Origin of the sequence: Faecalibacterium sp. Marseille-Q4164, from assembly GCF_017377545.1 — a bacterium.
Taxonomy (GTDB): domain Bacteria; phylum Bacillota; class Clostridia; order Oscillospirales; family Ruminococcaceae; genus Faecalibacterium; species Faecalibacterium duncaniae.
Window position 1 is genome coordinate 1 of record NZ_JAFREJ010000022.1, and the last position, 20,961, is coordinate 20,961.

A 20,961-nucleotide genomic window follows, 5' to 3' on the forward strand; every position below is an offset into this window, starting at 1 on the left:
CACGCGATAAGTATCTTGCCATTATGAAGCCCTACCTTCTGATGTGGCACAGTAGCAGTTGAAAACGGCTCATGTTACCTATTGCAATTCTGACTATTTGGAAATATACTTGTAAGTATCAAATTATTTCACTTTATGGGAGGAAATTATTATGGCAAGACCCAAGGGAAGCAAGAATAAGGCTCGTACTGTAAAGGCCAGCGTTGATTATGCAGCCGTCGTTGCAGAAAAGACCGCTGAAAAGGAAAAAATCGAATCTGAGGTTGCTACGCTGACTGCAAATCTCGATGATCTGAAAACGCAGATGAAAGCCAAGAAAGCAGAATTGAAAGCCGTCACCAAGGAACTTACCAAAGCCGAAAACAAAAAAGCTGCCGCCGAAGCAAAGGCAATGGAAGAAGCAAAGAAAAGCGAAGCAGAAGATGTGCTGAAGAAGCTGCTTGCCAGCGGTATGTCCGCTGATGAAATTGTTGCCAAACTCCAGTAAATTTTTATGGAAGCCAGCAAGCGAATCTGTCCGAACTGCGGACGTAAAATGAAGCAGCAGTTCATTGGTCTGTTCCACTGCAAATGCGGCACAAGCTGGCGGCGTGATATAGGATTTTTTGAACGTACTCCAGATATGGTGTTCTCACTGGAACGCAAAAAAGTCAGAAACAAAGTCAAGCAGTTACCGACGATACATCATAAGTAGGCAAGACCACCAGCCGTTTTTTCGACTGGTGGCCTTTTTTGTGCTTAATCCTCTGTAATGCCGAGATATTGGTCAATCTCCATGATGCTTTCCCCACTGATCTCAACCAGATCTTCAAAGGGCACTACGGTTTCGCCCACTTGCAAGGTGCGGAACACCGGGTCGATGCGGTCCGCTTTTCCGGTCAGCGTGATGTAGTTGCCCACTGCGGGAATCTCCGGGTGGGCGGTATCCTCTTTGAAATACCGCACCGTGATGGTCATGCCCTTGGTGACCTGCATCAGCCGATCGGACAGATCCGACATTTCTTCCTCAGTCAGAATGCGCTTGGGCACACGCTCGGTACGCTGCTTTTCTGCGGCAAGCTGCTCATCATAACCACGCAAGGCTGCAAAGGGAGAGAAAATCTTTGCCCGGTTCTGTAAAGTCATGCGGGGGTGCTTGTGGAGAGATTCTTCGGTCTGGGGGCGTTCCATCTCTAGGATGTCCCCGTACTTTTGGGCGGTCTCCAGCCCGATTTTGCTATTTTTGTAGTTTTCCATCTGAACCTCCTGCGCTGTGACCACCGATCTGCGCATTGCGTTGGCGCATGGTGGCACCTTCCTCGTAGCTGCTGGCTTTCAGTACGGCATTTTTGCCGTACTTGTTCTTGATGCCAAGCATGGCTTGCTGGAGTTTTTTCTCCTTTTCCAGCTTCTTGGTGTCGGTGAAAAAGTCCACCTGATAGATGCCCTCGTCCGGCGTGACCTTGTTGGCGTTGATAGTAATGCGCCGCACCGTCAGCGCCGGGTCGGTGATGCGCTCAAACAGCTTTGCGCTTTCGTTGATGAGGGTACTGCCCAGATTGGTAGGGGCATCAAACCGGACGGTGCCGTGTGCCGCCTTGGGGATGATTCTGCCGTAGCGGTCGGTCTGGGTCAGACCACGATAGCCGCCCTTGTCCACGTTCTCCCGGTCGTAGCCCACCTCCAAGGTGATGGATTCCGCCACCAGCTTCTTTTCCGTGAGCCGGAACATCAGAATCTCCGCCATCTCCCGGACAATGAGTTTTGCTTTATCATACGGGTAAGGAGTGGATAGTACCTGCCCCTCGCTGATGCTGTTGGTGCTGGGCTTGTAGCTTTTGATCTGCTCCATGCCGCAGGGTTCGTAGCCCCATGCGTGGTCGATGAGAATTTCTGCATCCACGCCGAAAATCTCATACAGACGATCTTCTCCATGAATGGAGAACCGTGCCAAGTCCCCCATGGTGTAGATGCCATGAGCTTCCAGCCGCTTGACGGTTCCGGGACCGGTCATCCAGAAATCCGTCAAGGGTCTGTGGTTCCACAGCAGATACCGATAGGACTGCTCATCCAGTTCCGCAATGCGGACACCATCTTTGTCTGCCGGGATGTGCTTTGCCACAATGTCCATGGCCAGCTTTGCAAGGTAGAGGTTGGTGCCGATGCCTGCCGTTGCGGTGATGCCGGTGTTGTACAGCACCTCCCGCACCATGGTCATGGCAAGTTCATGGGCGCTCATGTGATAATAAGGCAGATAGCCCGTCACATCAATGAAAACCTCGTCGATGGAGTAGGGGTAAATGTCTGCCGGGGACACATATTTGAGGTAGGTCTTGTAGATCTGGGTGGACACATCCAGATACCGCTGCATCCGGGGCGGCGCAACAATATAGCTCAGCCCCAGCGCCGGGTCTGCGTTCAGGGCGGTGGCATCGAAAGAGGTGCTGGCAAAGTGGTACTTGCCGTCCTCTCCCCGGACTGCCTTATTCTGCCGGATGGCAGTCTGCAGCCGCTGGGTGTTGACATCCCGGACACGCTGGACGGCTTCAAACAGCCGCGCTCTGCCGGGTATCTTGTAGGCTTTTAAGGAGGGCGACACCGCAAGGCAAATGGTCTTTTCGGTGCGGGAGGCGTCCGCCACCACCAGATTGGTGGTCAGGGGGTCGAGATGGCGGTCTACGCACTCCACCGAGGCATAGAAACTTTTCAGGTCGATTGCCAGATAGGTGCGCTGTGCTGCCATACTTCAGGCCTCCTTTGCAAAAGTTACAACTATTTATCTTATTATAATAAATCTTTACGCTGTTTTCAAGAGAAAGCACAACAATTGTTAGCGATGCAAAAAAATACAGCTATATTTCAGTGTGAAGCCTGAATATAGCTGTATTTTTTTCTTTATGGATGATTTAATTGTTCTCCTCAAAGTTCTCGACATGCTCCATGACCTTTTTGAAAACTTCGGGGCTGTACTGTGGAGTTTTACAAGGCAGATCTTGATCTCCAGCTTCAACTGATTGCGGACGTTCTGATTGTTCAGCCAGTCAGCAAACGAAGATTTGGTGTCGATAATCTCTTTGACCTTTTGCGCCAGAGTCTTGCACTTGTCGTTGATGACAGCACCATCAACCTCTTTATCGGTTCCGTATTCAAAATCATACCGGTCCCGCAGGGCAAGGAGAATAAAGATAAAGAAAGGAAATTTTTTGTTTAACTATTCTCACTATTATTTGATTTAGTGATTTTTTTCTTCTTTGGAGAAACCAGTTTGTGACCGGGATAAATGGACATGCCCATACAAAGCAATGAGGAATAGGCAAAGTATTTATGCGCAGTCATAGATTTTTTGATTCCAGAATAAATGCATCCCAACATACAGAAAAGTGCGCCTAAGGCCCAGTATTTATGTGATTTCATGGTTTGATGCCTCCTTTGATTTAACTGATTCAATTATATCGTTTTTTTACGAAAATGCAAGCATTACCGGGAACGCTTTCATGTGGATGCTGTGACTGCCGCTACGGTCATGATCGGTGGGCATTACGAACAAGGCTCACATGTAGCATTCGACTCCGAATATCAGCCGGCACACATATGAGGACGGAAAATGTAGCAGCTTTAAAAAAATTGCTTTTTTCTGCTCAAAGTGCTACAATCGGAATATACCGAATACAAAGGGAGGAAAGCTCCCATGCCAAGACCGCCACGGTGCCGTCGAATTTGTGGCGTACCACAGGTCGATACATTCTGTCCCAACGGGTGCGGGAATACCGAGCCGATCCTGCTGACGCTGGACGAATACGAGGTCATTCGGCTGGTTGACTTGGAGCAGCAAACCCACGAGCAGTGTGCCGCTCAAATGGACATTTCCCGCTCTACCGTGCAGGAGATTTACGAAAGCGCACGGAGCAAGATCGCAGCGTATCTTGTCCACGGGAAACCACTGCACATCACCGGGGGAAACTACCGCATCTGCGGAGGACAGGAGACAGCTCACTGCGGCCGTTGCTGCCGGATGCAGAGAGCCAACATGGAAAATTCAGGCAAACTTTCAAAGGAGATTCCATTATGAAAATTGCAGTTGCCTATGAAAACGGTCAAATCTTTCAGCATTTCGGTCACACCGAGCAGTTCAAGCTTTATGAAGCTGTGGACGGCAAAATCACTCATGCGAAAGTCGTTGACACCAACGGCAATGGTCACGGCGCACTGGCAGGCTTCCTAATGCAGCACGGTGTGGACACTTTGGTTTGCGGAGGCATCGGCGGCGGTGCGCAGGCAGCACTCGCCGAAGCGGGCATCAAGCTCTACGGCGGTGTCAGCGGGGACGCTGACGCGGCGGTGAGCGCATTGCTCAACGGAAGTTTGGGCTACGATCCCAATGTTCACTGTGACCACCATGACCATGAGCACGGCGAGGCTGGTCACTCCTGCGGTGACCACGGCTGCGGCAAGCATAGCTGCCATTGATATGGAACGCACACTGACACAACTTCCGTTCTGGTCATCCTTGACCGAACGCGAAATGGACACACTACGCCGAAGTGCCTTTGTCCGTCATTATAAAAAGGGTGCGTTCGTTCACAGCAGCGACAATGAATGTCTCGGAATGCTGTTTATTCTTTCCGGCGAGATTCGCACCTATCTTCTCTCTGATGAGGGGCGGGAGGTAACGCTGTTCCGCCTGTATCCGGGCGAACTATGCGTGCTTTCCGCCTCCTGCGTGATCAGTCAGATCACCTTTGATACGCAAATGACTGCCGGAATGGATACGGACGTTCTGATTATCCCTGCAAATGTCATTGCTGCACTCAAGGAGAAAAATCTCCATGTCCGCTGTTTTCTCTATGAACTGGCAACGAAACGGTTTTCTGATGTGATGTGGGCGATGCAGCAGATCATGTTCAAGGGGCTGGATCAGCGGCTGGCAGAATTTCTCTTTGCCGAAGCTGAACGTACCGGCTCCGACACGATACGTATGACCCATGAGCAGATCGCCCAGCACATCAGCTCGGCACGGGAGGCAGTGGCACGGATGCTCAAAAGCTTCTCGGAGGACGGACTGGTGGAGCTGAAGCGTGGTGCAATCACGCTGCGGGATAAGAACAGACTAAATCGTCTAAAATAAAAAGGAATGTGACTTCGTCACGGAATAAAATCATAGATTTGCTACAATAAAAGCAGAAAAGCAGGAAGGAGTATCCACCATGAAAGAAACGAAATACGCAGGAACTCAAACCGAAAAAAACCTGATGGCTGCCTTTGCCGGTGAGTCCGAGGCACGCAACAAGTACACCTATTTTGCATCCAAGGCCAAGAAGGAAGGCTTTGAGCAGATCGCGGCACTATTCCTCAAAACCGCTGATAATGAGAAGGAACACGCCAAGCTGTGGTTCAAAGAACTGAACGGCATTGGCGACACCGCAGAAAACCTTCTCTCCGCCGCTGAGGGTGAGAACTACGAGTGGACGGATATGTACGATGGCTTTGCCAAAACTGCCGATGAGGAAGGCTTTCATGAGCTGGCCCAGCGTTTCCGCCTGGTAGCCGCCATTGAAAAGCACCATGAGGAGCGCTACCGTGCCCTGTTGCACAATGTGGAGATGGCAGAGGTCTTTGCCAAGAGTGAGGTCAAGGTATGGGAGTGCCGCAACTGCGGTCACATTGTGATCGGTGAGAAAGCTCCGGAGGTTTGCCCTGCTTGCAATCATCCCCAGAGCTATTTTGAAATTCACGCAGAAAACTATTAAAGGAAAACTATTAAAGAAAGAAAAGGAGAATTATCATGGAGCAGAAGTTTTACATTTGCAAGCATTGTGGCAACATCATTGCCAGAGTTAAGGACGCAGGCGTCCCTGTCGTCTGCTGCGGCGAGCCGATGAGCGAGATCGTCCCCGGCACCACTGACGCCGCCGTGGAGAAGCACGTTCCTGTCTGGACGGTGGAAAACGGCATCGTCCATGTCAAGGTCGGCTCCGTAGAGCACCCCATGCTGCCGGAGCACTACATCGAATGGGTATCTCTCCAGACCAAGCAGGGCAATCAGCGTAAGGAACTGCATCCCGGCGAAAAGCCGGAGGTCTGCTTCGCTCTCTGCGAGGGCGATGAGGTCGAGGCGGTCTACGCCTACTGCAACCTCCACAGTCTGTGGAAAGCGTAATTCACCTTCTTAAAATCCGGTGCTCAAAAAGCACCGGATTTTTTTATCAATGTAACCTCGTCACAGAAAAAGACTTTGTCCTGCGGTATGATAAAGCCACAATCAAGAAAGAGCTGGCGAACATGAAAATCAAGCTCAATCCCGATCAGGAGATTGTCAGCACCATCAGAAAAGGACTCAAGCGCGCCGGCGGGTACTGCCCCTGCCGCAGGGAGCGCACAGAGGCAACCAAATGTATGTGCCAGGAGTTCAAGAATCCAATTGCAGATCCGGGCTTCGAGGGGTCTGCCACTGTATGCTCTATTACAAATCCTTGCAGGATTAAGGGAGGAAAGCTATGCTGTCAAAGAAACTGGCTGCCATAGATAAGACGCGGTGTGTCGCCTGCGGTGTGTGTGAAAATACCTGTCCACTGGGGGCCGTCAAGGTGCGCTGCGGCTGCTACGCCGCCGTGGAGGCGGAACGCTGCGTAGGCTGCGGCAAGTGCGCAAAGCTCTGTCCCGTCGGCTGCATTGAGGTGAAAGTGAGGGCTGACGCATGAAAGCAAAGCATTGGTACGATTACCTGTGGGTATATGCCATCATCTATTTTGCACTGGGCTTTTTCAATATCCTGTTCGCGTGGCTGGGTATGATCGATTTTTTTCTGCCGCTGCTTTTAGCCATCTTTGGCGGGAACAAATTCTTTTGCAACCACCTCTGCGGACGGGGTCAACTGTTCAGCAAGCTGGGGACAGATCTTAAATGCTCCCGCTGCAAGCCCACGCCCCGCTGGATGTCCTCCAAGTGGTTCCGTTATGGCTTTTTGCTCTTTTTCCTGACGATGTTCGGCAACATGGTGTTCCAGACCTATCTGGTCGCTGCGGGTGCTGCGTCCCTGCGGGAGGCCATTAAGCTGTTCTGGACATTCCGTGTGCCGTGGAGCTGGACTTATACAGCCGGTACGGTCACTGACTGGGTGGCGCAGTTCAGCTTTGGCTTTTATGGCCTCATGCTGACCTCTCTGCTGCTGGGTCTGATCGTTATGGTGCTCTACAAGCCCCGCACATGGTGTGCGTTTTGTCCGATGGGAACCATGACGCAGGGCATTTGCAAGCTGAAAAACAAAGAATAAACAAAGATAACAGAACGGAGCCTTTCTCATGGCTGAACTGAAAATTACTGCTGCGAATTTTGAAAATGAGGTACTGCATTCCGACAAGCCCGTCCTGCTGGATTTCTATGCGGACTGGTGCGGACCGTGCAAAATGCTCTATCCCGTACTGCATGAGCTTGCCGAAGAAAAAAGCGGTGCGCTCAAGGTGGGCAAGGTCAATGTGGACGAGCAGATGGAGCTGGCGATGCGTTTTCAGGTATCCAGCATCCCGATGCTGGTCGTATTCAAGGATGGAAAGGCCATTACCAAATCGGTCGGCTATCGGCCTAAGTCGGAGATTGCCGCAATGGTGGAGGGCGCAAGATGAAAGTTGTGATCGTAGGCGGTGTGGCGGGCGGTGCTTCTGCCGCTGCCCGCATCCGCCGTTTGGATGAACACGCCCAGATCATCATGATCGAGCGCAGCGGCTATGTGTCCTATGCCAACTGCGGTCTGCCGTATTATGTGGGCGGTGTGATCAAGGAGCAAGAAGAACTGACACTGCAAACTCCGGAGAGCTTCTGGGACCGCTTTCGCATTGATGTGCGGGTACGGCAGGAAGTAACTGCGATCGATCCCACAGAGAAAACCGTCACCGTTCACGCATTGGATAGTGGAAAGGTCTACACGGAAACCTATGACAAACTGCTCCTCGCACCCGGCGCAAAGCCGACGGTTCCTGCGCTTTCCGGCGTCAGCAGTGAGCGTGTTTTCACGCTGCGCACCGTGGAGGATACCCTCCGCATTAGGCACTTTGTAGAGGATCAGAAGCCGAAAACCGCTGTTTTGGCTGGCGGCGGCTTTATCGGTCTGGAAATGGCGGAAAACCTTACAGAAATGGGCGTTTCTGTCACCATCGTTCAGCGACCCAATCAGCTATTAGCACCACTGGATGCGGACATGGCGAGCTTTGTCCATGCGGAAATGCGCAGACACGGCGTGACTCTGCGGTTGGGTGAAACCGTCACCGGATTCCGGCAGGACGGAGATTCCGTGCTGACGCTGCTGGAGGGTAGTGAGCCGCTGCATTCGGATATGGTTTTGCTGGCCATCGGTGTTACCCCAGATACGCATTTAGCAAAAGATGTCGGTCTTGAGCTTGGTATTCGTGGCAGCATCGCTGTCAACGAACGGATGGAAACCTCCGTGCCGGACATCTATGCTGTGGGCGATGCCGTAGAGGTCGCCCATTTTGTAACCGGGCAGAAAGCGTTGATTTCGCTGGCGGGACCCGCCAACAAGCAGGGACGCATTGCCGCTGACAATATCTGTGGCGGCAATAGCCACTTTCACGGCTCTCAGGGCTCGTCTGTTCTGAAACTGTTTGGCTTGACAGCGGCCTCCACGGGTATCAATGAAAAGGCAGCGCAGGCAGCAGGAATCGCTTACGACAAAGTCGTACTTTTCCCGGCATCCCACGCTGCCTATTATCCCGGCGCACGGTCAATGGCAATGAAAGTACTGTATGAAAAAGAAAGCCTGCGGCTGCTCGGTGCGCAGATCGTTGGCGGCGAGGGCGTGGACAAGCGTATTGATGTACTGGCAACGGCCATTCGCGCAAAAATGAAAGCTTTGGAACTGACGGAACTTGACCTTTCCTATGCGCCGCCCTATTCCTCTGCCAAGGATCCGGTCAATATGGCCGGTTTTATGATCGAGGATTTGGAGAGCGGGAAAGTGCAGCAGTTCCATTGGAATGATGTTGAGGACTTGCCCTGCGATGGCAGTGCGACGCTGCTGGACGTCCGTACGGAAGGCGAATATCGGCGTGGGCACTTGAATGGATTCCGCAATATTCCACTGGACGATCTGCGGGAGCACTTGGACGAGTTAGAGCGGGACAAGCCTGTCTATGTGAATTGCCAGACTGGGCTTCGCAGTTATCTGGCCTGTCGGCTTTTGACGCAGTATGGTTTCAGCTGTTCCCATCTCTCCGGCGGATACAGTTTTTATCAGGTCGTAACACAAGAGCAGCAGACAGCGCGGAGCGCCTATCCCTGCGGAATGGAGAAACTATGAGTGAAAATTTATTTGGCTTGACGGTTGCGGCAGATAAAGGCTTAGATGATCTGCAGTGCCAGCGCCTTTTAAGCGAAAATCGCAGGTATCAGGAAGTCATGCTGCAATACCGATGTGCGCTGAAAGCACTGGAAAGCAGGTTGGAAATTCTAAACGAAGAGTTTTCATTGCAGCATGATCGCAATCCGATAGAAAGTATGAAAAGTCGCTTGAAGTCGCCGTCCAGCATTATGAATAAGATGCAGAAGCGCGGACTTTCTCTGGATTTTCCGACCATGCAGGCAAATATCATGGATATTGCCGGTGTGCGGGTGATCTGCTCTTTCGAGGAGGATGTGTTCTTTTTGGCAAAGTGCTTAAAAGATCAGTCTGACATTGAAATCATCACGGAGAAAGATTATATTTCACACCCTAAGCCAAATGGCTATCGCAGTCTGCACCTGACGATCCGGCTGCCGGTATTCTTTGCGGAAAAAGAGATCCATGTGCCAGTGGAGATACAACTCCGTACAATCGCCATGGACTTCTGGGCAAGCCTTGAGCATACCATCCGCTATAAGAAAAATCTGCCGATAAATGCTGAAATCGAAACTGAACTGAAAGAGTGCGCCGATTCCAGCAGAGAGTGGGATGGTAAAATGGAGCATCTACTGCACATCCTAACTTAATATGCACTGAATAAAAGAAAAAGCCTTATATTTCAATCCATAGAGGCCAATCTGTGGTATAATTGGAGCAAGAGAACTGGCAAAAATCCAGCAAAAACCTTGTATCTGGAGGGCAGCTATGTATCGTTACAGCAATGGCCAGATCAGCTTGGCGGATTAATCGAGTATCTAATGCAGCAGGAGACCATCCTCCGGAAATGTGAGGCAGTGCTGGATCTATCGTCCGTGTATGAGAAAATGGTGCAGTTGTGCAGCAAAGAAGATAGTCGTCCGCCCCTCGCCCCAGCGTTCATCGTAAAGTACCTGCTGGTGAGTTTCCTGTACAGCAAACCATCGAACCGGCAGATCGGGCAGCGCACCCCTTCACCTCAAAGCTAACGAAGCTGATGAACTGCACGCTGCCACCAGCCTTCAGTACCTCCATCACAACTGCGACGTGGACGTTCAGTGCCGCCTCCCTGTCCTTTCTTCGTCAGGCCAGGCTTTTTTCGCAATAGTGGCAACGAATTCGTTCTTGCTGTTTTTCGTTTGAAAAGAGCCTTATGACCTGGGCGCTCTCCGGTCGTGGGTGGCGTAGTAGGCTCGCTTATTTTCGTACATGCAATAGTCGGCCTTGTCCAGCAGCGTTTGCATGACGCAGCCTTCATAATCGGCGGAGATCGCCCAACCGTAGGCGTAGATGAGAGGAAGCTGATTGCCGTCACGGTTTGCAGCGCCGGCTTCCCTGCGCAGACTGTCCAGTATGCCCTCCACCTCCTGCCGGTCCGTATGGTAAATGACCGCCATAAATTCGTCGCCGCCGTATCTGCCCACGAAATGCTTTTCCGGGATCACCCGGCGTAAAAGCCGGGCAAAGCTCAGGATCAGTTGGTCACCCGCCGAATGACCCATCGTATCGTTGACGGTTTTCAGATTGTTCAGGTCAAATATGACGCAGGCCGTAGGCTCCCGGAGAATTTCCCTGTTGTTGAGAAGCTCCTCGCAGGAGCCTTTGTTGGGCAGGCCGGTAGGGATGTCGATGTATGCCTTCTGCTCCAGCAGTTGGTTTTTCCGGGCCATTTTCAGTGCCATGGCGGTCTGGAGCATGATCAGGATCACCAGGCACAGCATATCCAGTGCCGAGAGGATCTCAATAGTGCGGATCTTCATGGCGATCTTTTCTGAATAGTGTTCCGCGGCAGACACCGTTTCGTCCGCCATTTCAAAATAGGTCTCGCTCATGGCAACGATTTGGGTGTTCTCATATCCACGCTGTCTGGCCGCCGCGACCTCCGCCTTGAGCCGCTCCCAGTAGGCACGCTGGATGTCCAGCCTTTCCTGATAGGCCGCGTCCTTGAGCTTTACCAATTCGTAGTGCCCATCCCCGGATGTCAGATCGCTTAAAATATCGTCTAAATACGCGATCAACTCATCGTTTCGGGTGCCTGTGATCTCCAGCTTTACCGCCCGCTGCGTGTCTCCGCGCACCAGCCCGGCATAATTGATGACGCGGGCCGTGCCCTTCAGGTTGCCGATCTCGACCATCATCAGAGCGACAAGGATCACCAAAATCAGCACAAGGCAGCTTTGCAGGATGCTGATGAGATTTTTGCGATCTATTTTTACATTTCCTTTTATCATAACGACCTCGATCACGGAACGACCATGATATTCTTTATTGCGAATCAGTCTTGATGAATACTTTACTCTGTAACGCACATCATGTCAATAACAATGGAAATTTTTCTACGGTCTCCCAAGAATGATCGGCATGAATAAAATGAAAAGCACGCACTTTATTGCTTGTTTCGGTTGGATGGCTTAGGCTTGCCAGGGATCGCCTCATCCGCCTTGGATGGACGATCCCTGCGAGCCCCAACCAATTCCTCCGCTTTCTGGTTTTCAGGCATAGTCTTTTCTGCTTTTGGCGGACTGCCACGGCACAGCTTTTTCGGCTTCTATAATTGTAAGGAACATGGCTTTTCGCTGAATTGAAAGCGAAGCTGACCCGGTCTGGGGCGGTCTGTAATAAAGCGATATTTTTTTGAAACTATCTTGACAAATTTTATCAAGATTGATATTATGGTATTAACAAGCAAGCGAAAAGAGGATGTGGAGCATGATCATCACCAAAGAGACGGACTACGCGCTGCGCATTTTGCGGGTGCTGCTGGACGGGAAGAAGCATTCGGTGGCCGAGATGTCGGAAACGGAATTGATCCCCAATCAATTTGCCTACCAGATTCTGCGCAAGCTCTCCGCCGGCAATTTGGTGCGGGTGAGCCGCGGCGCTCTCGGCGGCTGCGCGCTGTCCTGCGATCTGGACGCGACCTCCCTCTACGATCTCATGGGGGTCGTGGGGGAGCGGGGCATCCTGTGCGCCTGCATGGAGCCGGGATATGAATGCCACTGGCAGGACAAGCATGGGCGGTGCGCCATCCACTGTCAGCTGGCGGCCTTGCAGCAAAAGCAGGACGAGGCGTTCCGTGCCGTGAGCCTGCGCAGGCTGCTGACCGGCGGATCCGATCCCCAAGATACAAGCAAGCTGTAAAATTTTAAAAGGAGGTACCCCTATGCTGTTTCAAACCACGTCGGCGCACGAAGAGCTGCGCGCGAAGATCCGGAGTTTTGCGGAGGAGGAGATCAAGCCCCTCGCATTTTTAATGGATCAGAACAACGAGTTTCCCGATGAGGCTGTCAAGAAGCTGGGTAAGCTGGGCTGGATGGGCATTCCCTACCCCAAGGAGTACGGCGGTGCCGGTCTTGATGCTCTGAGCTACGCCATCGCGGTGGAGGAGCTGGCCCGTGTGGACGGCGGCACGGGCGTAATCCTCTCCGCCCACGTCTCCCTCGGCTCATGGCCCATTTTCGCCTATGGCACCGAGGAGCAGAAGAAGAAATATCTGGTTCCGCTGGCCAAGGGCGAGAAGATCGGTGCCTTCGGCCTTACGGAGACCAACGCTGGATCCGACGCCGGCGGCACGGAGACCACGGCGCTGGATAAGGGGGACTACTACCTCCTCAACGGCGGCAAGATCTTCATTACCAACGCCCCTAAGGCGGACACCTATGTGGTTTTCGCCGTCACCACGCCGGACGTCGGCACCCGGGGCATCTCCGCTTTCATCGTGGAGAAGGGCTGGAAGGGCTTTGAGTTCGGCGACCACTATGACAAGATGGGTATTCGCTCCTCTTCCACGGCGGAGCTGATCTTCAACAACGTGAAGGTTCCCAAGGAAAACCTATTGGGCAAGGAGGGCGAGGGCTTCAAGATTGCCATGTCCACGCTGGACGGCGGACGCATCGGCATCGCCGCGCAGGCGCTGGGCATCGCCCAGGGCGCGTTTGAGCACGCGTTGAGCTATTCCAAGGAGCGCGTCCAGTTCGGCAAGCCCATCGCGGCCCAGCAGAGCATCGCCTTCAAGCTGGCGGATATGGCAACCAAGCTGCGCTGCGCCCGGTTCCTCATCTACTCCGCGGCGGAGCTGAAGGAGCAGCACGCGCCTTACGGCATGGAGTCCGCCATGGCGAAGATGTACGCCTCGGACATCGCGCTGGAGGTCACCAACGATGCCTTGCAGATCCACGGCGGCAGCGGCTACCTCAAGGGCATGGAGGTGGAACGGGCCTACCGCGACGCCAAGATCACCACCCTCTACGAGGGCACTAACGAGATCCAGCGGGTGGTCATCGCCTCTCATCTGTTGGGCAGGCTGGGCAAGAGCTCCGGCGGCGAGAGCCGTTCGGCGGCCAAGAAACCCGCGCCCATCACCGGCATTCGCAAAAAGACCATCTTCCGGGAGGGGGATGCTGCCCAGCAGGTGGCCGACCTTGTGGCGGCGCTGAAGAAGGATGGTCACGACTTCTCCGTGGGCATCCCTATGGATACGCCCATCCCGCAGGCGGAGCGGGTGGTCTCCGCGGGCAAGGGCATCGGGGAGAAAAAGAACATGAAACTGGTAGAGTCGCTGGCCAAGGCCGCCGGCGCGGCCATCGGTTCTTCCCGCCCTGTGGCGGAGACTCTCAAATATCTGCCGCTGAACCGCTATGTGGGTATGTCCGGTCAGAAGTTCACCGGCAATCTGTACATCGCCTGCGGCATCTCCGGCGCATCCCAGCACCTTAAGGGCATCAAGGACGCCTCCACCATCGTGGCCATCAATAAGAACGGTAACGCGCCTATCTTCAAGAACTGCGACTACGGCATCGTGGGCGATGTGGAGGAGATCCTGCCCCTGCTCACTGCCGCGCTGGATAGCGGCGAAAAGCTGCCCGCGCCGCCCATGGTAAAGATGAAGCGGCCCACGCCGCCAAAGCCCGCCCCCATCGGCGACCGCTACGTCTGCAGCGGCTGCGGCTACGAGTATGTGCCGGAGTTGGGCGACGAGGATGGCGAGATCGCGCCCGGTACGCTCTTTGAGCAGCTTCCCGCCGAGTGGGTGTGTCCCGAGTGCGCGGAGACGAAGGATCAATTTGTAAAGGCTTGAGGCCGTGAAGGAGGCAAGATAAGATGTATTGCGTGCGTAAAGTAACGAACGACCTCTACTGGGTGGGCGCCAACGACCATCGCCTGGCCCTGTTTGAAAACTGCTTTCCCATTCCCCGGGGCGTAAGCTACAACGCCTACTGCCTGCTGGATGAAAAGACGGTGCTCTTTGACACGGTGGACTGGTCTGCCTGCCGCCAGCTTTTGGAAAATCTGGCGTATGTGCTGGATGGCCGCGAGCTGGACTACCTGCTGGTCAACCATCTGGAGCCGGATCACGCCGCCTGCATCGAGGAGATTCTGCTGCGCCATCCTAAGGTGAAATTGATCTCCAACGAGAAGGCATTCATGCTCATGCGGCAGTTCGGCTTCCATGTGGACGGACATGAGTGCATCGAGGTGAAGGAGGGCGACACCTTCTCCTTCGGCAAGCACACCGTCACCTTTGTGGGCGCGCCTATGGTTCACTGGCCGGAGGCCATGGTGACCCTCGACGTCACCGACGGCGTCCTCTTTTCCGCCGACGCCTTCGGCACCTTCGGCGCGCTGGACGGCAAGCTGTTCGCCGACGAGGTGGACTTCGAGCGGGACTGGCTGGACGACGCCCGCCGTTACCTCACCAACATCGTGGGCAAGTACGGCCCCCACATCCAGCTCCTGCTGAAAAAGGTCGGCGGCGTTTTGGATCAGATCAAGTACATCTGCCCGCTCCACGGCCCCGTGTGGCGCAAGGATCTGGGCTGGTTCATTGAAAAGTACGACACATGGAGCCGCTATGCCCCTGAGACCCAGGGCGTGCTCATCGTCTACGCCTCTATGTACGGCAACACGGAGAACGCGGCGCAGGCGCTGGCGACGTCGCTCTGCGATAAGGGCATGAGCAAGGTGGCGATGTACGATGTGTCCTCCACTCATGTCTCCCAGCTGATCTCCGAGGCGTTTAAGTACAGTCACATTGTCCTGGCCTCTGTGACCTACAACCTCGGCATCTACCCCGCCATGCATGACTTCCTCATGGATATGAAGGCACTGAATCTGCAAAACCGCACCTTTGCCATCATTGAAAACGGCTCATGGGCGGTGAAGTCCGGTGACCTCATGCAGAAATTCGTCAACAATGAGCTTAAGAACATGACGGTGCTCAACGAGCGGCTCAGCCTCGCCTCGTCCATGGGCACGGACAAGCGCACTGAGCTGGAAGCACTGGCGGACGCCATTCTGGAATCTATGAAGTAACTGGCAGGAAAGCCAAAACCAAGACAACAAACAGCCCCGCCGCGTCGGCTGCAAAAAAACCGGCTTTCAAAAACAGAGCGGGCAAGCGTGATACTGCGCTTGCCCGCTCTTTGCCCAAAAGGACATGAGAAGTGACCGGAGAAGATGAGAGGATCGAAATGGAGATCAGAAAACGAAACGGGGAGTCTGTTCCCTTTCAACAGGAGAAAATTTTCAACGCCATGAAAAAGGCGTTTGACGGACAGGGCAAGGAGATCGGGAGCAGAGAAATGGATGAGATCCTCGCCACCGTTCTCAACAATCTCTCCGTCACAGTGCCGCTCACCGTAGAACGTGTGCAGGACGAGGTGGAGCGAACGCTCATGGAGCGCGGACACTATGAGGTGGCCAAGGCGTACATCCTCTACCGCGAAAAGCGGTCTGCGCTGCGCCGTGTCCGGCATACCATCGCGCGGACGGTGGGGGATGACTCGCTTGACGAGGTGCTGCGCCGCATCCAGATGGATTTTACCGAGGAAGTCTACTCCCTCGCGGCGCTTCAAATGAAGTTTGAGAGCTTCTGTCGCCTGGGCATGACGGAGGATGAGCGGGCTGAGGCACTGACCAAGGCGGCGGTAGAGCTGACTACGGCAGAGGCACCCAAGTGGGAGTTCATCGCGGCACGGCTTCTGAACCACTCCTTTCGCTGTCGCAACGCACAGGAATGGGAGGGGCGCGGCGTCGGCGACCTCTATGGCAAGCTTCGCTATCTGACGGATAAGGGACTCTACGGTGACTATATCCTTGCCCACTATACCCACGAGGAGATTGCCATGGCGGAGGACTTTCTCTGCCCGGAACGGGACGAGCTATTCACCTACTCCGGCCTTGACCTGCTGCTCAAACGCTATGTGATCCAGTCACGCAGCCGCGTGCCGCTGGAAACACCGCAAGAGATGTTTTTGGGTATCGCGCTGCATCTTGCTATGAACGAAGGCTCTGACCGCATGGGGTGGGTAAAACGCTTTTACGATATGCTCAGCCGTATGGAGGTCACGATGGCGACACCTACCATGTCCAACGCACGAAAGCCCTACCATCAGCTTTCAAGCTGCTTTGTGGACACTGTGCCGGACAGTCTGGACGGCATCTACCGCTCGCTGGACAACTTCGCAAAGGTCTCTAAATTCGGCGGTGGAATGGGGATGTACTTCGGTAAGGTGCGCGCTGCAGGCAGCACCATCCGCGGCTTTCAAGGGGCGGCGGGCGGTGTTATCCGCTGGATCCGGCTGGTCAACGACACCGCCGTGGCGGTGGATCAGTTGGGGATGCGGCAGGGCGCTGTGGCGGTTTACTTAGACGCATGGCACCGGGATCTGCCGGAATTCCTTCAACTTCGCACTAACAACGGCGACGACCGCATGAAGGCACATGATGTGTTTCCCGCCGTGTGCTATCCGGATCTCTTCTGGCGGCTAGCGGAGGAGAACATAGACGCGCCGTGGCATCTCATGTGTCCGCATGAGATCCTCACGGTCAAGGGCTACGCACTGGAGGATTACTGGGGTACAGAATGGGAGAAGCGGTATCTGGACTGCGTCAATGACCCGCGCATCGAAAAGCGCAGCGTCACCGTCAAGGACATCGTGCGGCTGGTGCTTCGCTCGGCAGTGGAGACCGGCACGCCCTTCGCTTTCAATCGAGACAGTGTAAATCATATGAACCCAAACGGCCACACGGGAATGATCTATTGCTCCAATCTCTGTACGGAGATCGCGCAGAACATGGCACCCATCGAGCACATCAGCACTGAGGTGCACACGGAGAACGGCGACACAATTGTGGTGACGGCCACACGCCCAGGTGAGTTTGTGGTCTGCAACCTGGCGAGTCTGTCTCTCGGTAATCTGCCGGTGGAGGATGAGGCCTATATGGAACGCACGGTGGAAACGGCCATCCGCGCACTGGATAATGTGATCGACCTCAACTTCTACCCGTTGGAATACGCGCGGCTTACCAATCAGAAGTACCGCAGCATCGGCCTGGGCGTCAGCGGCTACCACCACATGCTGGCAAAGCGCGGCATCCACTGGGAGAGCGATAAGCACCTTGCCTTCACCGACGCAGTGTTCGAGCTCATCAACTACGCCGCCGTCAAGGCGGACACAGCACTGGCACGGGAAAAGGGTCGTTACGCGCTCTTTGAGGGCAGCGACTGGCAGACGGGCGCGTATTTTGAAAAGCGGGGTTATACCTCCGAAAAGTGGCGGGCGCTTGCGAAAACGGTGGCGGTGCAGGGAATGCGCAACGCCTATCTGCTGGCGGTCGCACCGACCTCCAGCACATCTATCCTCTCCGGCACGTCGGCGGGCATAGATCCAATTATGAAGAAATTCTTTTTAGAGGAAAAAAAGGGCAGCATGCTGCCCCGCGTTGCTCCGGAGCTTTCTATGGACACATGGTGGTACTATAAGGCAGCGCATCTGATCGACCAAAGCTGGTCGGTACGCGCCGCGGGCCTTCGCCAGAGACATATTGACCAGGCGCAGAGCATGAATCTCTATATCACCAACGACTATTCCATGCGTCAGGTGCTCAGACTGTATTTGGAGGCGTGGAGGGCCGGCGTCAAGACCATTTACTATGTCCGCAGCAAGGCCCTTGAGGTCGAGACCTGCGAAAGCTGCTCGTCATAAGGAGGATAGCATGACGGAACTGAAGAAAAAGCCCCTCTTTAACCCGGAGGGCGAACCTGATGTGCGCCTGCGGCGCATGATCGGCGGCAATACCACCAACCTCAATGACTTCAACAATATGAAGTACGCTTGGGTCAGCGACTGGTACCGGCAGGCCATGAACAACTTTTGGATTCCTGAGGAGATCAATCTCTCGCAGGATGTGAAGGACTATCCCCGCCTGCTGTCAGCCGAGCGCAGCGCCTACGATAAAATTCTGAGTTTTCTTGTCTTTTTGGATTCCATTCAGACAGCGAACCTGCCTAATATCGGCGCCTACATTACCGCCAACGAGGTCAATCTCTGCCTGTCCATTCAGGCGTTTCAGGAGTGTGTCCACTCACAGAGCTACAGCTATATGCTCGACACCATCTGTTCCCCCGTGGAGCGCAATGACATCCTCTACCAATGGAAAACGGACGAGCATCTGCTGCGCCGCAACACCTTCATTGGGGACTGCTACAACGAGTTTCAGGAGCGGAAGGACGCTCCCACGCTGCTGCGCGTGATGATGGCAAACTATATTTTGGAGGGCATCTATTTTTACAGCGGCTTTATGTTCTTCTACAATCTCTCCCGAAACGGGAAGATGCCCGGCTCGGCGCAGGAGATTCGCTACATAAACCGCGATGAGAACACGCACTTGTGGCTGTTCCGCAATATCATCACGGAGCTGCAAAAGGAGCAGCCGGAGTTGTTCACCGCCGAGAGCGTACAAGCGCTGCGCGAGATGATGCGTGAGGGCGTGGAGCAGGAGATCGCATGGGGGCATTATGTAATCGGCGACGACATCCCGGGGCTGAACCGGCAGATGATCAGCGATTACATCCGCTATCTCGGCAACCTCCGCTGGACGAGCCTTGGCTATCCCGCATTGTATCCAGGCTTTGAGAGCGAACCGGAGAGCATGGAATGGGTCAGCCAGTACGCCGACGCCAACATGGTCAAGACCGATTTCTTTGAGGCACGCAGTACCGCCTACGCCAAGAGCACCGCACTGATAGACGATTTATAAGAAAACCAAAGACATCAGAATAGGAGATATTACTATGAATTACAGCGCTATGATTCAAAATCGCAAATCCGTTCGCGCATTCCGCGAAAAGGAAGTTCCGAGCGAGGCTATCGGCCAGCTCCGATCCTACTATGAAAAGACCTGCCCCCGTCTTGTCCCGGAGATTGCAACGGAGTTGATCGTCTTGGACAAGGATGCACAGCCGGCGCTGGAGAGCTCAGCGGGCTATAATCAATTTCTCATCGGAGCACCGCACTACCTGCTCCTTATGTCTGCCCCGCATTCCTATGCGGCCATCAACGCCGGCTACATGATGGAAGATCTCGTCCTCAAGCTGACTGAGTTGGACATTGACACCTGCTGGATGACCTTCACCGACAGCGACAAAATCAAAAAGGCACTGTCTCTCGCCACCCCGTTAGAGGTGGCGGCAATCGTTGCCTTTGGCTACGGGGAAAAGACCGCAAAAAAACTGCGGCTGAATATCCTAAGTATGTCTCAGATCGATGTGCGGGCCGAGCAGCAGTACTACGCGCCCAAAAAGGGCGTGCACGATTTGGTTCACATGGGGAGCTGGAGCAACAAGTCTGGGCTTGACGAGATGATGGACTTCTACGACGATATGCTCTGGCAGTCCTTCTACGCCGCTTCGCTCTCCCCCAGCTATCTCAACCGTCAGCCCTATGGCTTCCTTGTGCAGGATCACAGCATCTATTTGGTGCAGCAGGAGGATGCCTACACCGATAATTTGGATGCCGCATTGGATCTCGGTATTGTCATGCTCCACTTCTCCGCCGTCGCCTCCCAGTGGGTGGGGCAGGTACGCTGGGAACTTTCACCTGCTGCGCCCGACGGCCTGCCGGAAGGACTTCGCTCCGCTGCGGTGTACCACATGTAACGACTCTGGGGGAAGCAAGGCAACGGTAAAATGCGCGACCGTCGATCTGCGGTTGAGCGTATGTTCCATTAGAAAAGAAGAACCTATCAGTCAGAGTCTGAGTAAGGAAAATAGGAGGTATTTTTTATATGGCTATCCAAACGGTAACAGATGCCATCCGCTATGTAGGAGTGGATGATAACACATTGGCACTCTTTGAAAACCAGTACTCCGTCCAGCCTATGGGAGTGAGCTACAACTCCTATGTCATTCTGGATGAGAAGATTGCCGTGATGGACAGCGTGGACGCACGGGCAGCGGAAGAATGGCTTTCCAATGTGGCGCGGGTGTTGGAGGGGCGCAGCCCCGACTATCTTGTGGTCACACACATGGAGCCGGATCATTCCGGCAGCCTCATGCGGCTGGCACAAAAGTACCCGGAGATGAAGATCGTGGGAAACGCGAAAACATTTACCCTGATCAAGCAGTTCTTCGGCACAGGTGCATTGTCGGAAGACCGTATGCTGGAGGTTGGCGAAAGAGATACGCTTGCAACGGTGTACAAAGGGAACATAATAAAAAACTTAATAATGGACTGCCAATCTTACACAAAGTACCGCCCAAACGAGACTACGGGCGGTATTTTTGTATCATGGCGGAGAAAGGAGGAACTTCCCACGGGGGCTTGACTGAAAAG

Annotated in this window: 24 protein-coding genes; 19 read left to right on the forward strand and 5 right to left on the reverse strand. The window is 54.0% G+C overall.

All coding sequences use genetic code 11. The features are described from left to right. Nucleotides 1-151 precede the first annotated feature (151 nt). Complete coding sequence (locus J3352_RS12835; RefSeq protein ID WP_112122108.1) at nucleotides 152-487, forward strand: hypothetical protein; 336 nt, start codon at nucleotides 152-154, stop codon at nucleotides 485-487. A gap of 251 nt (nucleotides 488-738) precedes the next feature. Here J3352_RS12835 and J3352_RS12840 read toward each other — a convergent pair whose 3' ends face one another. The 3 genes from J3352_RS12840 to J3352_RS12850 form a co-directional block, all read right to left on the reverse strand. Then, nucleotides 739-1,236 carry a hypothetical protein gene (locus J3352_RS12840; RefSeq protein WP_156066571.1) on the reverse strand — a complete coding sequence of 166 codons (498 nt, stop codon included), beginning with the start codon at nucleotides 1,234-1,236 and terminating at the stop codon, nucleotides 739-741. Beyond that, nucleotides 1,217-2,722 carry a DNA methylase gene (locus J3352_RS12845; RefSeq protein WP_156066573.1) on the reverse strand — a complete coding sequence of 502 codons (1,506 nt, stop codon included), beginning with the start codon at nucleotides 2,720-2,722 and terminating at the stop codon, nucleotides 1,217-1,219. The genes J3352_RS12840 and J3352_RS12845 overlap by 20 nt, the downstream gene beginning before the upstream one ends. Before the next feature lie 87 nt (nucleotides 2,723-2,809). Beyond that, complete coding sequence (locus J3352_RS12850) at nucleotides 2,810-3,049, reverse strand: hypothetical protein (protein WP_347562996.1); 240 nt, start codon at nucleotides 3,047-3,049, stop codon at nucleotides 2,810-2,812. Between J3352_RS12850 and J3352_RS14355 the strand changes: the two genes are divergently transcribed. Next, nucleotides 2,951-3,190, forward strand: coding sequence for a hypothetical protein (locus tag J3352_RS14355; protein ID WP_242699966.1), 240 nt, complete (start codon nucleotides 2,951-2,953; stop codon nucleotides 3,188-3,190). The two genes, J3352_RS12850 and J3352_RS14355, sit on opposite strands and share 99 nt — an antisense overlap. On the opposite strand, the gene J3352_RS12855 is transcribed toward J3352_RS14355, so the two are convergent. Then, nucleotides 3,187-3,393: a DUF6219 family protein gene (locus J3352_RS12855; RefSeq protein ID WP_156066575.1), complete on the reverse strand. Its 207-nt coding sequence runs from the start codon at nucleotides 3,391-3,393 to the stop codon at nucleotides 3,187-3,189. The two genes, J3352_RS14355 and J3352_RS12855, sit on opposite strands and share 4 nt — an antisense overlap. 274 nt (nucleotides 3,394-3,667) lie before the next feature. On the opposite strand from J3352_RS12855, the gene J3352_RS12860 reads away from it, so the two are divergent. The 10 genes from J3352_RS12860 (at nucleotide 3,668) to J3352_RS12905 (ending at nucleotide 9,957) form a co-directional block, all read left to right on the forward strand. Further along, nucleotides 3,668-4,048, forward strand: coding sequence for a DUF134 domain-containing protein (locus J3352_RS12860; protein ID WP_156066577.1), 381 nt, complete (start codon nucleotides 3,668-3,670; stop codon nucleotides 4,046-4,048). Beyond that, complete coding sequence (locus tag J3352_RS12865; RefSeq protein ID WP_156066579.1) at nucleotides 4,045-4,446, forward strand: NifB/NifX family molybdenum-iron cluster-binding protein; 402 nt, start codon at nucleotides 4,045-4,047, stop codon at nucleotides 4,444-4,446. The genes J3352_RS12860 and J3352_RS12865 overlap by 4 nt, the downstream gene beginning before the upstream one ends. Nucleotide 4,447: 1 nt before the next feature. Continuing rightward, entirely contained in the window at nucleotides 4,448-5,104 is a 657-nt protein-coding gene (locus J3352_RS12870) for a Crp/Fnr family transcriptional regulator (RefSeq protein ID WP_097771467.1), read from the forward strand. Nucleotides 5,105-5,183: 79 nt separating this feature from the next. Further along, complete coding sequence (rbr, locus tag J3352_RS12875) at nucleotides 5,184-5,726, forward strand: rubrerythrin (protein WP_022358553.1); 543 nt, start codon at nucleotides 5,184-5,186, stop codon at nucleotides 5,724-5,726. A 35-nt stretch (nucleotides 5,727-5,761) separates the two neighbouring features. Further along, nucleotides 5,762-6,136 carry a desulfoferrodoxin family protein gene (locus J3352_RS12880; RefSeq protein WP_156066581.1) on the forward strand — a complete coding sequence of 125 codons (375 nt, stop codon included), beginning with the start codon at nucleotides 5,762-5,764 and terminating at the stop codon, nucleotides 6,134-6,136. A gap of 337 nt (nucleotides 6,137-6,473) precedes the next feature. Further along, the gene (locus J3352_RS12885; RefSeq protein ID WP_156066583.1) at nucleotides 6,474-6,677 is read left to right on the forward strand and encodes a 4Fe-4S binding protein; all 204 of its coding nucleotides are present in this window, start codon (nucleotides 6,474-6,476) and stop codon (nucleotides 6,675-6,677) included. Then, entirely contained in the window at nucleotides 6,674-7,249 is a 576-nt protein-coding gene (locus tag J3352_RS12890) for a 4Fe-4S binding protein (protein ID WP_156066585.1), read from the forward strand. The genes J3352_RS12885 and J3352_RS12890 overlap by 4 nt, the downstream gene beginning before the upstream one ends. Before the next feature lie 28 nt (nucleotides 7,250-7,277). Continuing rightward, a complete protein-coding gene (gene trxA, locus J3352_RS12895) occupies nucleotides 7,278-7,598 on the forward strand; it encodes a thioredoxin (RefSeq protein WP_156066587.1) in 321 nt (106 codons plus the stop codon). Beyond that, a complete protein-coding gene (locus tag J3352_RS12900) occupies nucleotides 7,595-9,289 on the forward strand; it encodes an FAD-dependent oxidoreductase (RefSeq protein ID WP_156066589.1) in 1,695 nt (564 codons plus the stop codon). Before trxA ends, J3352_RS12900 begins: the two co-directional genes overlap by 4 nt. After that, complete coding sequence (locus J3352_RS12905; RefSeq protein ID WP_156066591.1) at nucleotides 9,286-9,957, forward strand: GTP pyrophosphokinase family protein; 672 nt, start codon at nucleotides 9,286-9,288, stop codon at nucleotides 9,955-9,957. The genes J3352_RS12900 and J3352_RS12905 overlap by 4 nt, the downstream gene beginning before the upstream one ends. Nucleotides 9,958-10,497: 540 nt before the next feature. Here the strand turns inward: J3352_RS12905 and J3352_RS12910 are convergent. Continuing rightward, nucleotides 10,498-11,577 carry a GGDEF domain-containing protein gene (locus J3352_RS12910; protein ID WP_156066593.1) on the reverse strand — a complete coding sequence of 360 codons (1,080 nt, stop codon included), beginning with the start codon at nucleotides 11,575-11,577 and terminating at the stop codon, nucleotides 10,498-10,500. A gap of 478 nt (nucleotides 11,578-12,055) precedes the next feature. Between J3352_RS12910 and J3352_RS12915 the strand changes: the two genes are divergently transcribed. From J3352_RS12915 to J3352_RS12945, 7 genes are all read left to right on the forward strand, one after another. After that, nucleotides 12,056-12,487: an Rrf2 family transcriptional regulator gene (locus tag J3352_RS12915; RefSeq protein WP_097782394.1), complete on the forward strand. Its 432-nt coding sequence runs from the start codon at nucleotides 12,056-12,058 to the stop codon at nucleotides 12,485-12,487. Between the two features lie 22 nt (nucleotides 12,488-12,509). Next, complete coding sequence (locus tag J3352_RS12920; RefSeq protein WP_156066595.1) at nucleotides 12,510-14,423, forward strand: acyl-CoA dehydrogenase family protein; 1,914 nt, start codon at nucleotides 12,510-12,512, stop codon at nucleotides 14,421-14,423. A gap of 23 nt (nucleotides 14,424-14,446) precedes the next feature. Next, nucleotides 14,447-15,658, forward strand: a complete 1,212-nt coding sequence (locus tag J3352_RS12925; RefSeq protein WP_156066597.1) for an FprA family A-type flavoprotein — start codon at nucleotides 14,447-14,449, stop codon at nucleotides 15,656-15,658. A gap of 158 nt (nucleotides 15,659-15,816) precedes the next feature. Then, nucleotides 15,817-18,333, forward strand: a complete 2,517-nt coding sequence (locus J3352_RS12930; protein WP_197036536.1) for a ribonucleoside-diphosphate reductase subunit alpha — start codon at nucleotides 15,817-15,819, stop codon at nucleotides 18,331-18,333. Nucleotides 18,334-18,343: 10 nt separating this feature from the next. Next, the gene (locus J3352_RS12935) at nucleotides 18,344-19,387 is read left to right on the forward strand and encodes a ribonucleotide-diphosphate reductase subunit beta (RefSeq protein ID WP_113993237.1); all 1,044 of its coding nucleotides are present in this window, start codon (nucleotides 18,344-18,346) and stop codon (nucleotides 19,385-19,387) included. A gap of 34 nt (nucleotides 19,388-19,421) precedes the next feature. After that, entirely contained in the window at nucleotides 19,422-20,285 is an 864-nt protein-coding gene (locus J3352_RS12940; protein WP_156066601.1) for a nitroreductase family protein, read from the forward strand. A 128-nt stretch (nucleotides 20,286-20,413) separates the two neighbouring features. After that, nucleotides 20,414-20,953 carry an MBL fold metallo-hydrolase gene (locus tag J3352_RS12945; RefSeq protein WP_242699967.1) on the forward strand — a complete coding sequence of 180 codons (540 nt, stop codon included), beginning with the start codon at nucleotides 20,414-20,416 and terminating at the stop codon, nucleotides 20,951-20,953. Nucleotides 20,954-20,961 lie beyond the last annotated feature (8 nt).

Bases quoted from the DNA above. Each gene is read 5' to 3' on its own strand.
- J3352_RS12835 (WP_112122108.1), top strand. From the start codon at position 152: ATGGCAAGACCCAAGGGAAGCAAGAATAAGGCTCGTACTGTAAAGGCC.
- J3352_RS12840 (WP_156066571.1), bottom strand. From the start codon at position 1,236: ATGGAAAACTACAAAAATAGCAAAATCGGGCTGGAGACCGCCCAAAAG.
- J3352_RS12845 (WP_156066573.1), bottom strand. From the start codon at position 2,722: ATGGCAGCACAGCGCACCTATCTGGCAATCGACCTGAAAAGTTTCTAT.
- J3352_RS12855 (WP_156066575.1), bottom strand. From the start codon at position 3,393: ATGAAATCACATAAATACTGGGCCTTAGGCGCACTTTTCTGTATGTTG.
- J3352_RS12860 (WP_156066577.1), top strand. From the start codon at position 3,668: ATGCCAAGACCGCCACGGTGCCGTCGAATTTGTGGCGTACCACAGGTC.
- J3352_RS12865 (WP_156066579.1), top strand. From the start codon at position 4,045: ATGAAAATTGCAGTTGCCTATGAAAACGGTCAAATCTTTCAGCATTTC.
- J3352_RS12870 (WP_097771467.1), top strand. From the start codon at position 4,448: ATGGAACGCACACTGACACAACTTCCGTTCTGGTCATCCTTGACCGAA.
- rbr (WP_022358553.1), top strand. From the start codon at position 5,184: ATGAAAGAAACGAAATACGCAGGAACTCAAACCGAAAAAAACCTGATG.
- J3352_RS12880 (WP_156066581.1), top strand. From the start codon at position 5,762: ATGGAGCAGAAGTTTTACATTTGCAAGCATTGTGGCAACATCATTGCC.
- J3352_RS12885 (WP_156066583.1), top strand. From the start codon at position 6,474: ATGCTGTCAAAGAAACTGGCTGCCATAGATAAGACGCGGTGTGTCGCC.
- J3352_RS12890 (WP_156066585.1), top strand. From the start codon at position 6,674: ATGAAAGCAAAGCATTGGTACGATTACCTGTGGGTATATGCCATCATC.
- trxA (WP_156066587.1), top strand. From the start codon at position 7,278: ATGGCTGAACTGAAAATTACTGCTGCGAATTTTGAAAATGAGGTACTG.
- J3352_RS12900 (WP_156066589.1), top strand. From the start codon at position 7,595: ATGAAAGTTGTGATCGTAGGCGGTGTGGCGGGCGGTGCTTCTGCCGCT.
- J3352_RS12905 (WP_156066591.1), top strand. From the start codon at position 9,286: ATGAGTGAAAATTTATTTGGCTTGACGGTTGCGGCAGATAAAGGCTTA.
- J3352_RS12910 (WP_156066593.1), bottom strand. From the start codon at position 11,577: ATGATAAAAGGAAATGTAAAAATAGATCGCAAAAATCTCATCAGCATC.
- J3352_RS12915 (WP_097782394.1), top strand. From the start codon at position 12,056: ATGATCATCACCAAAGAGACGGACTACGCGCTGCGCATTTTGCGGGTG.
- J3352_RS12920 (WP_156066595.1), top strand. From the start codon at position 12,510: ATGCTGTTTCAAACCACGTCGGCGCACGAAGAGCTGCGCGCGAAGATC.
- J3352_RS12925 (WP_156066597.1), top strand. From the start codon at position 14,447: ATGTATTGCGTGCGTAAAGTAACGAACGACCTCTACTGGGTGGGCGCC.
- J3352_RS12930 (WP_197036536.1), top strand. From the start codon at position 15,817: ATGGAGATCAGAAAACGAAACGGGGAGTCTGTTCCCTTTCAACAGGAG.
- J3352_RS12935 (WP_113993237.1), top strand. From the start codon at position 18,344: ATGACGGAACTGAAGAAAAAGCCCCTCTTTAACCCGGAGGGCGAACCT.
- J3352_RS12940 (WP_156066601.1), top strand. From the start codon at position 19,422: ATGAATTACAGCGCTATGATTCAAAATCGCAAATCCGTTCGCGCATTC.
- J3352_RS12945 (WP_242699967.1), top strand. From the start codon at position 20,414: ATGGCTATCCAAACGGTAACAGATGCCATCCGCTATGTAGGAGTGGAT.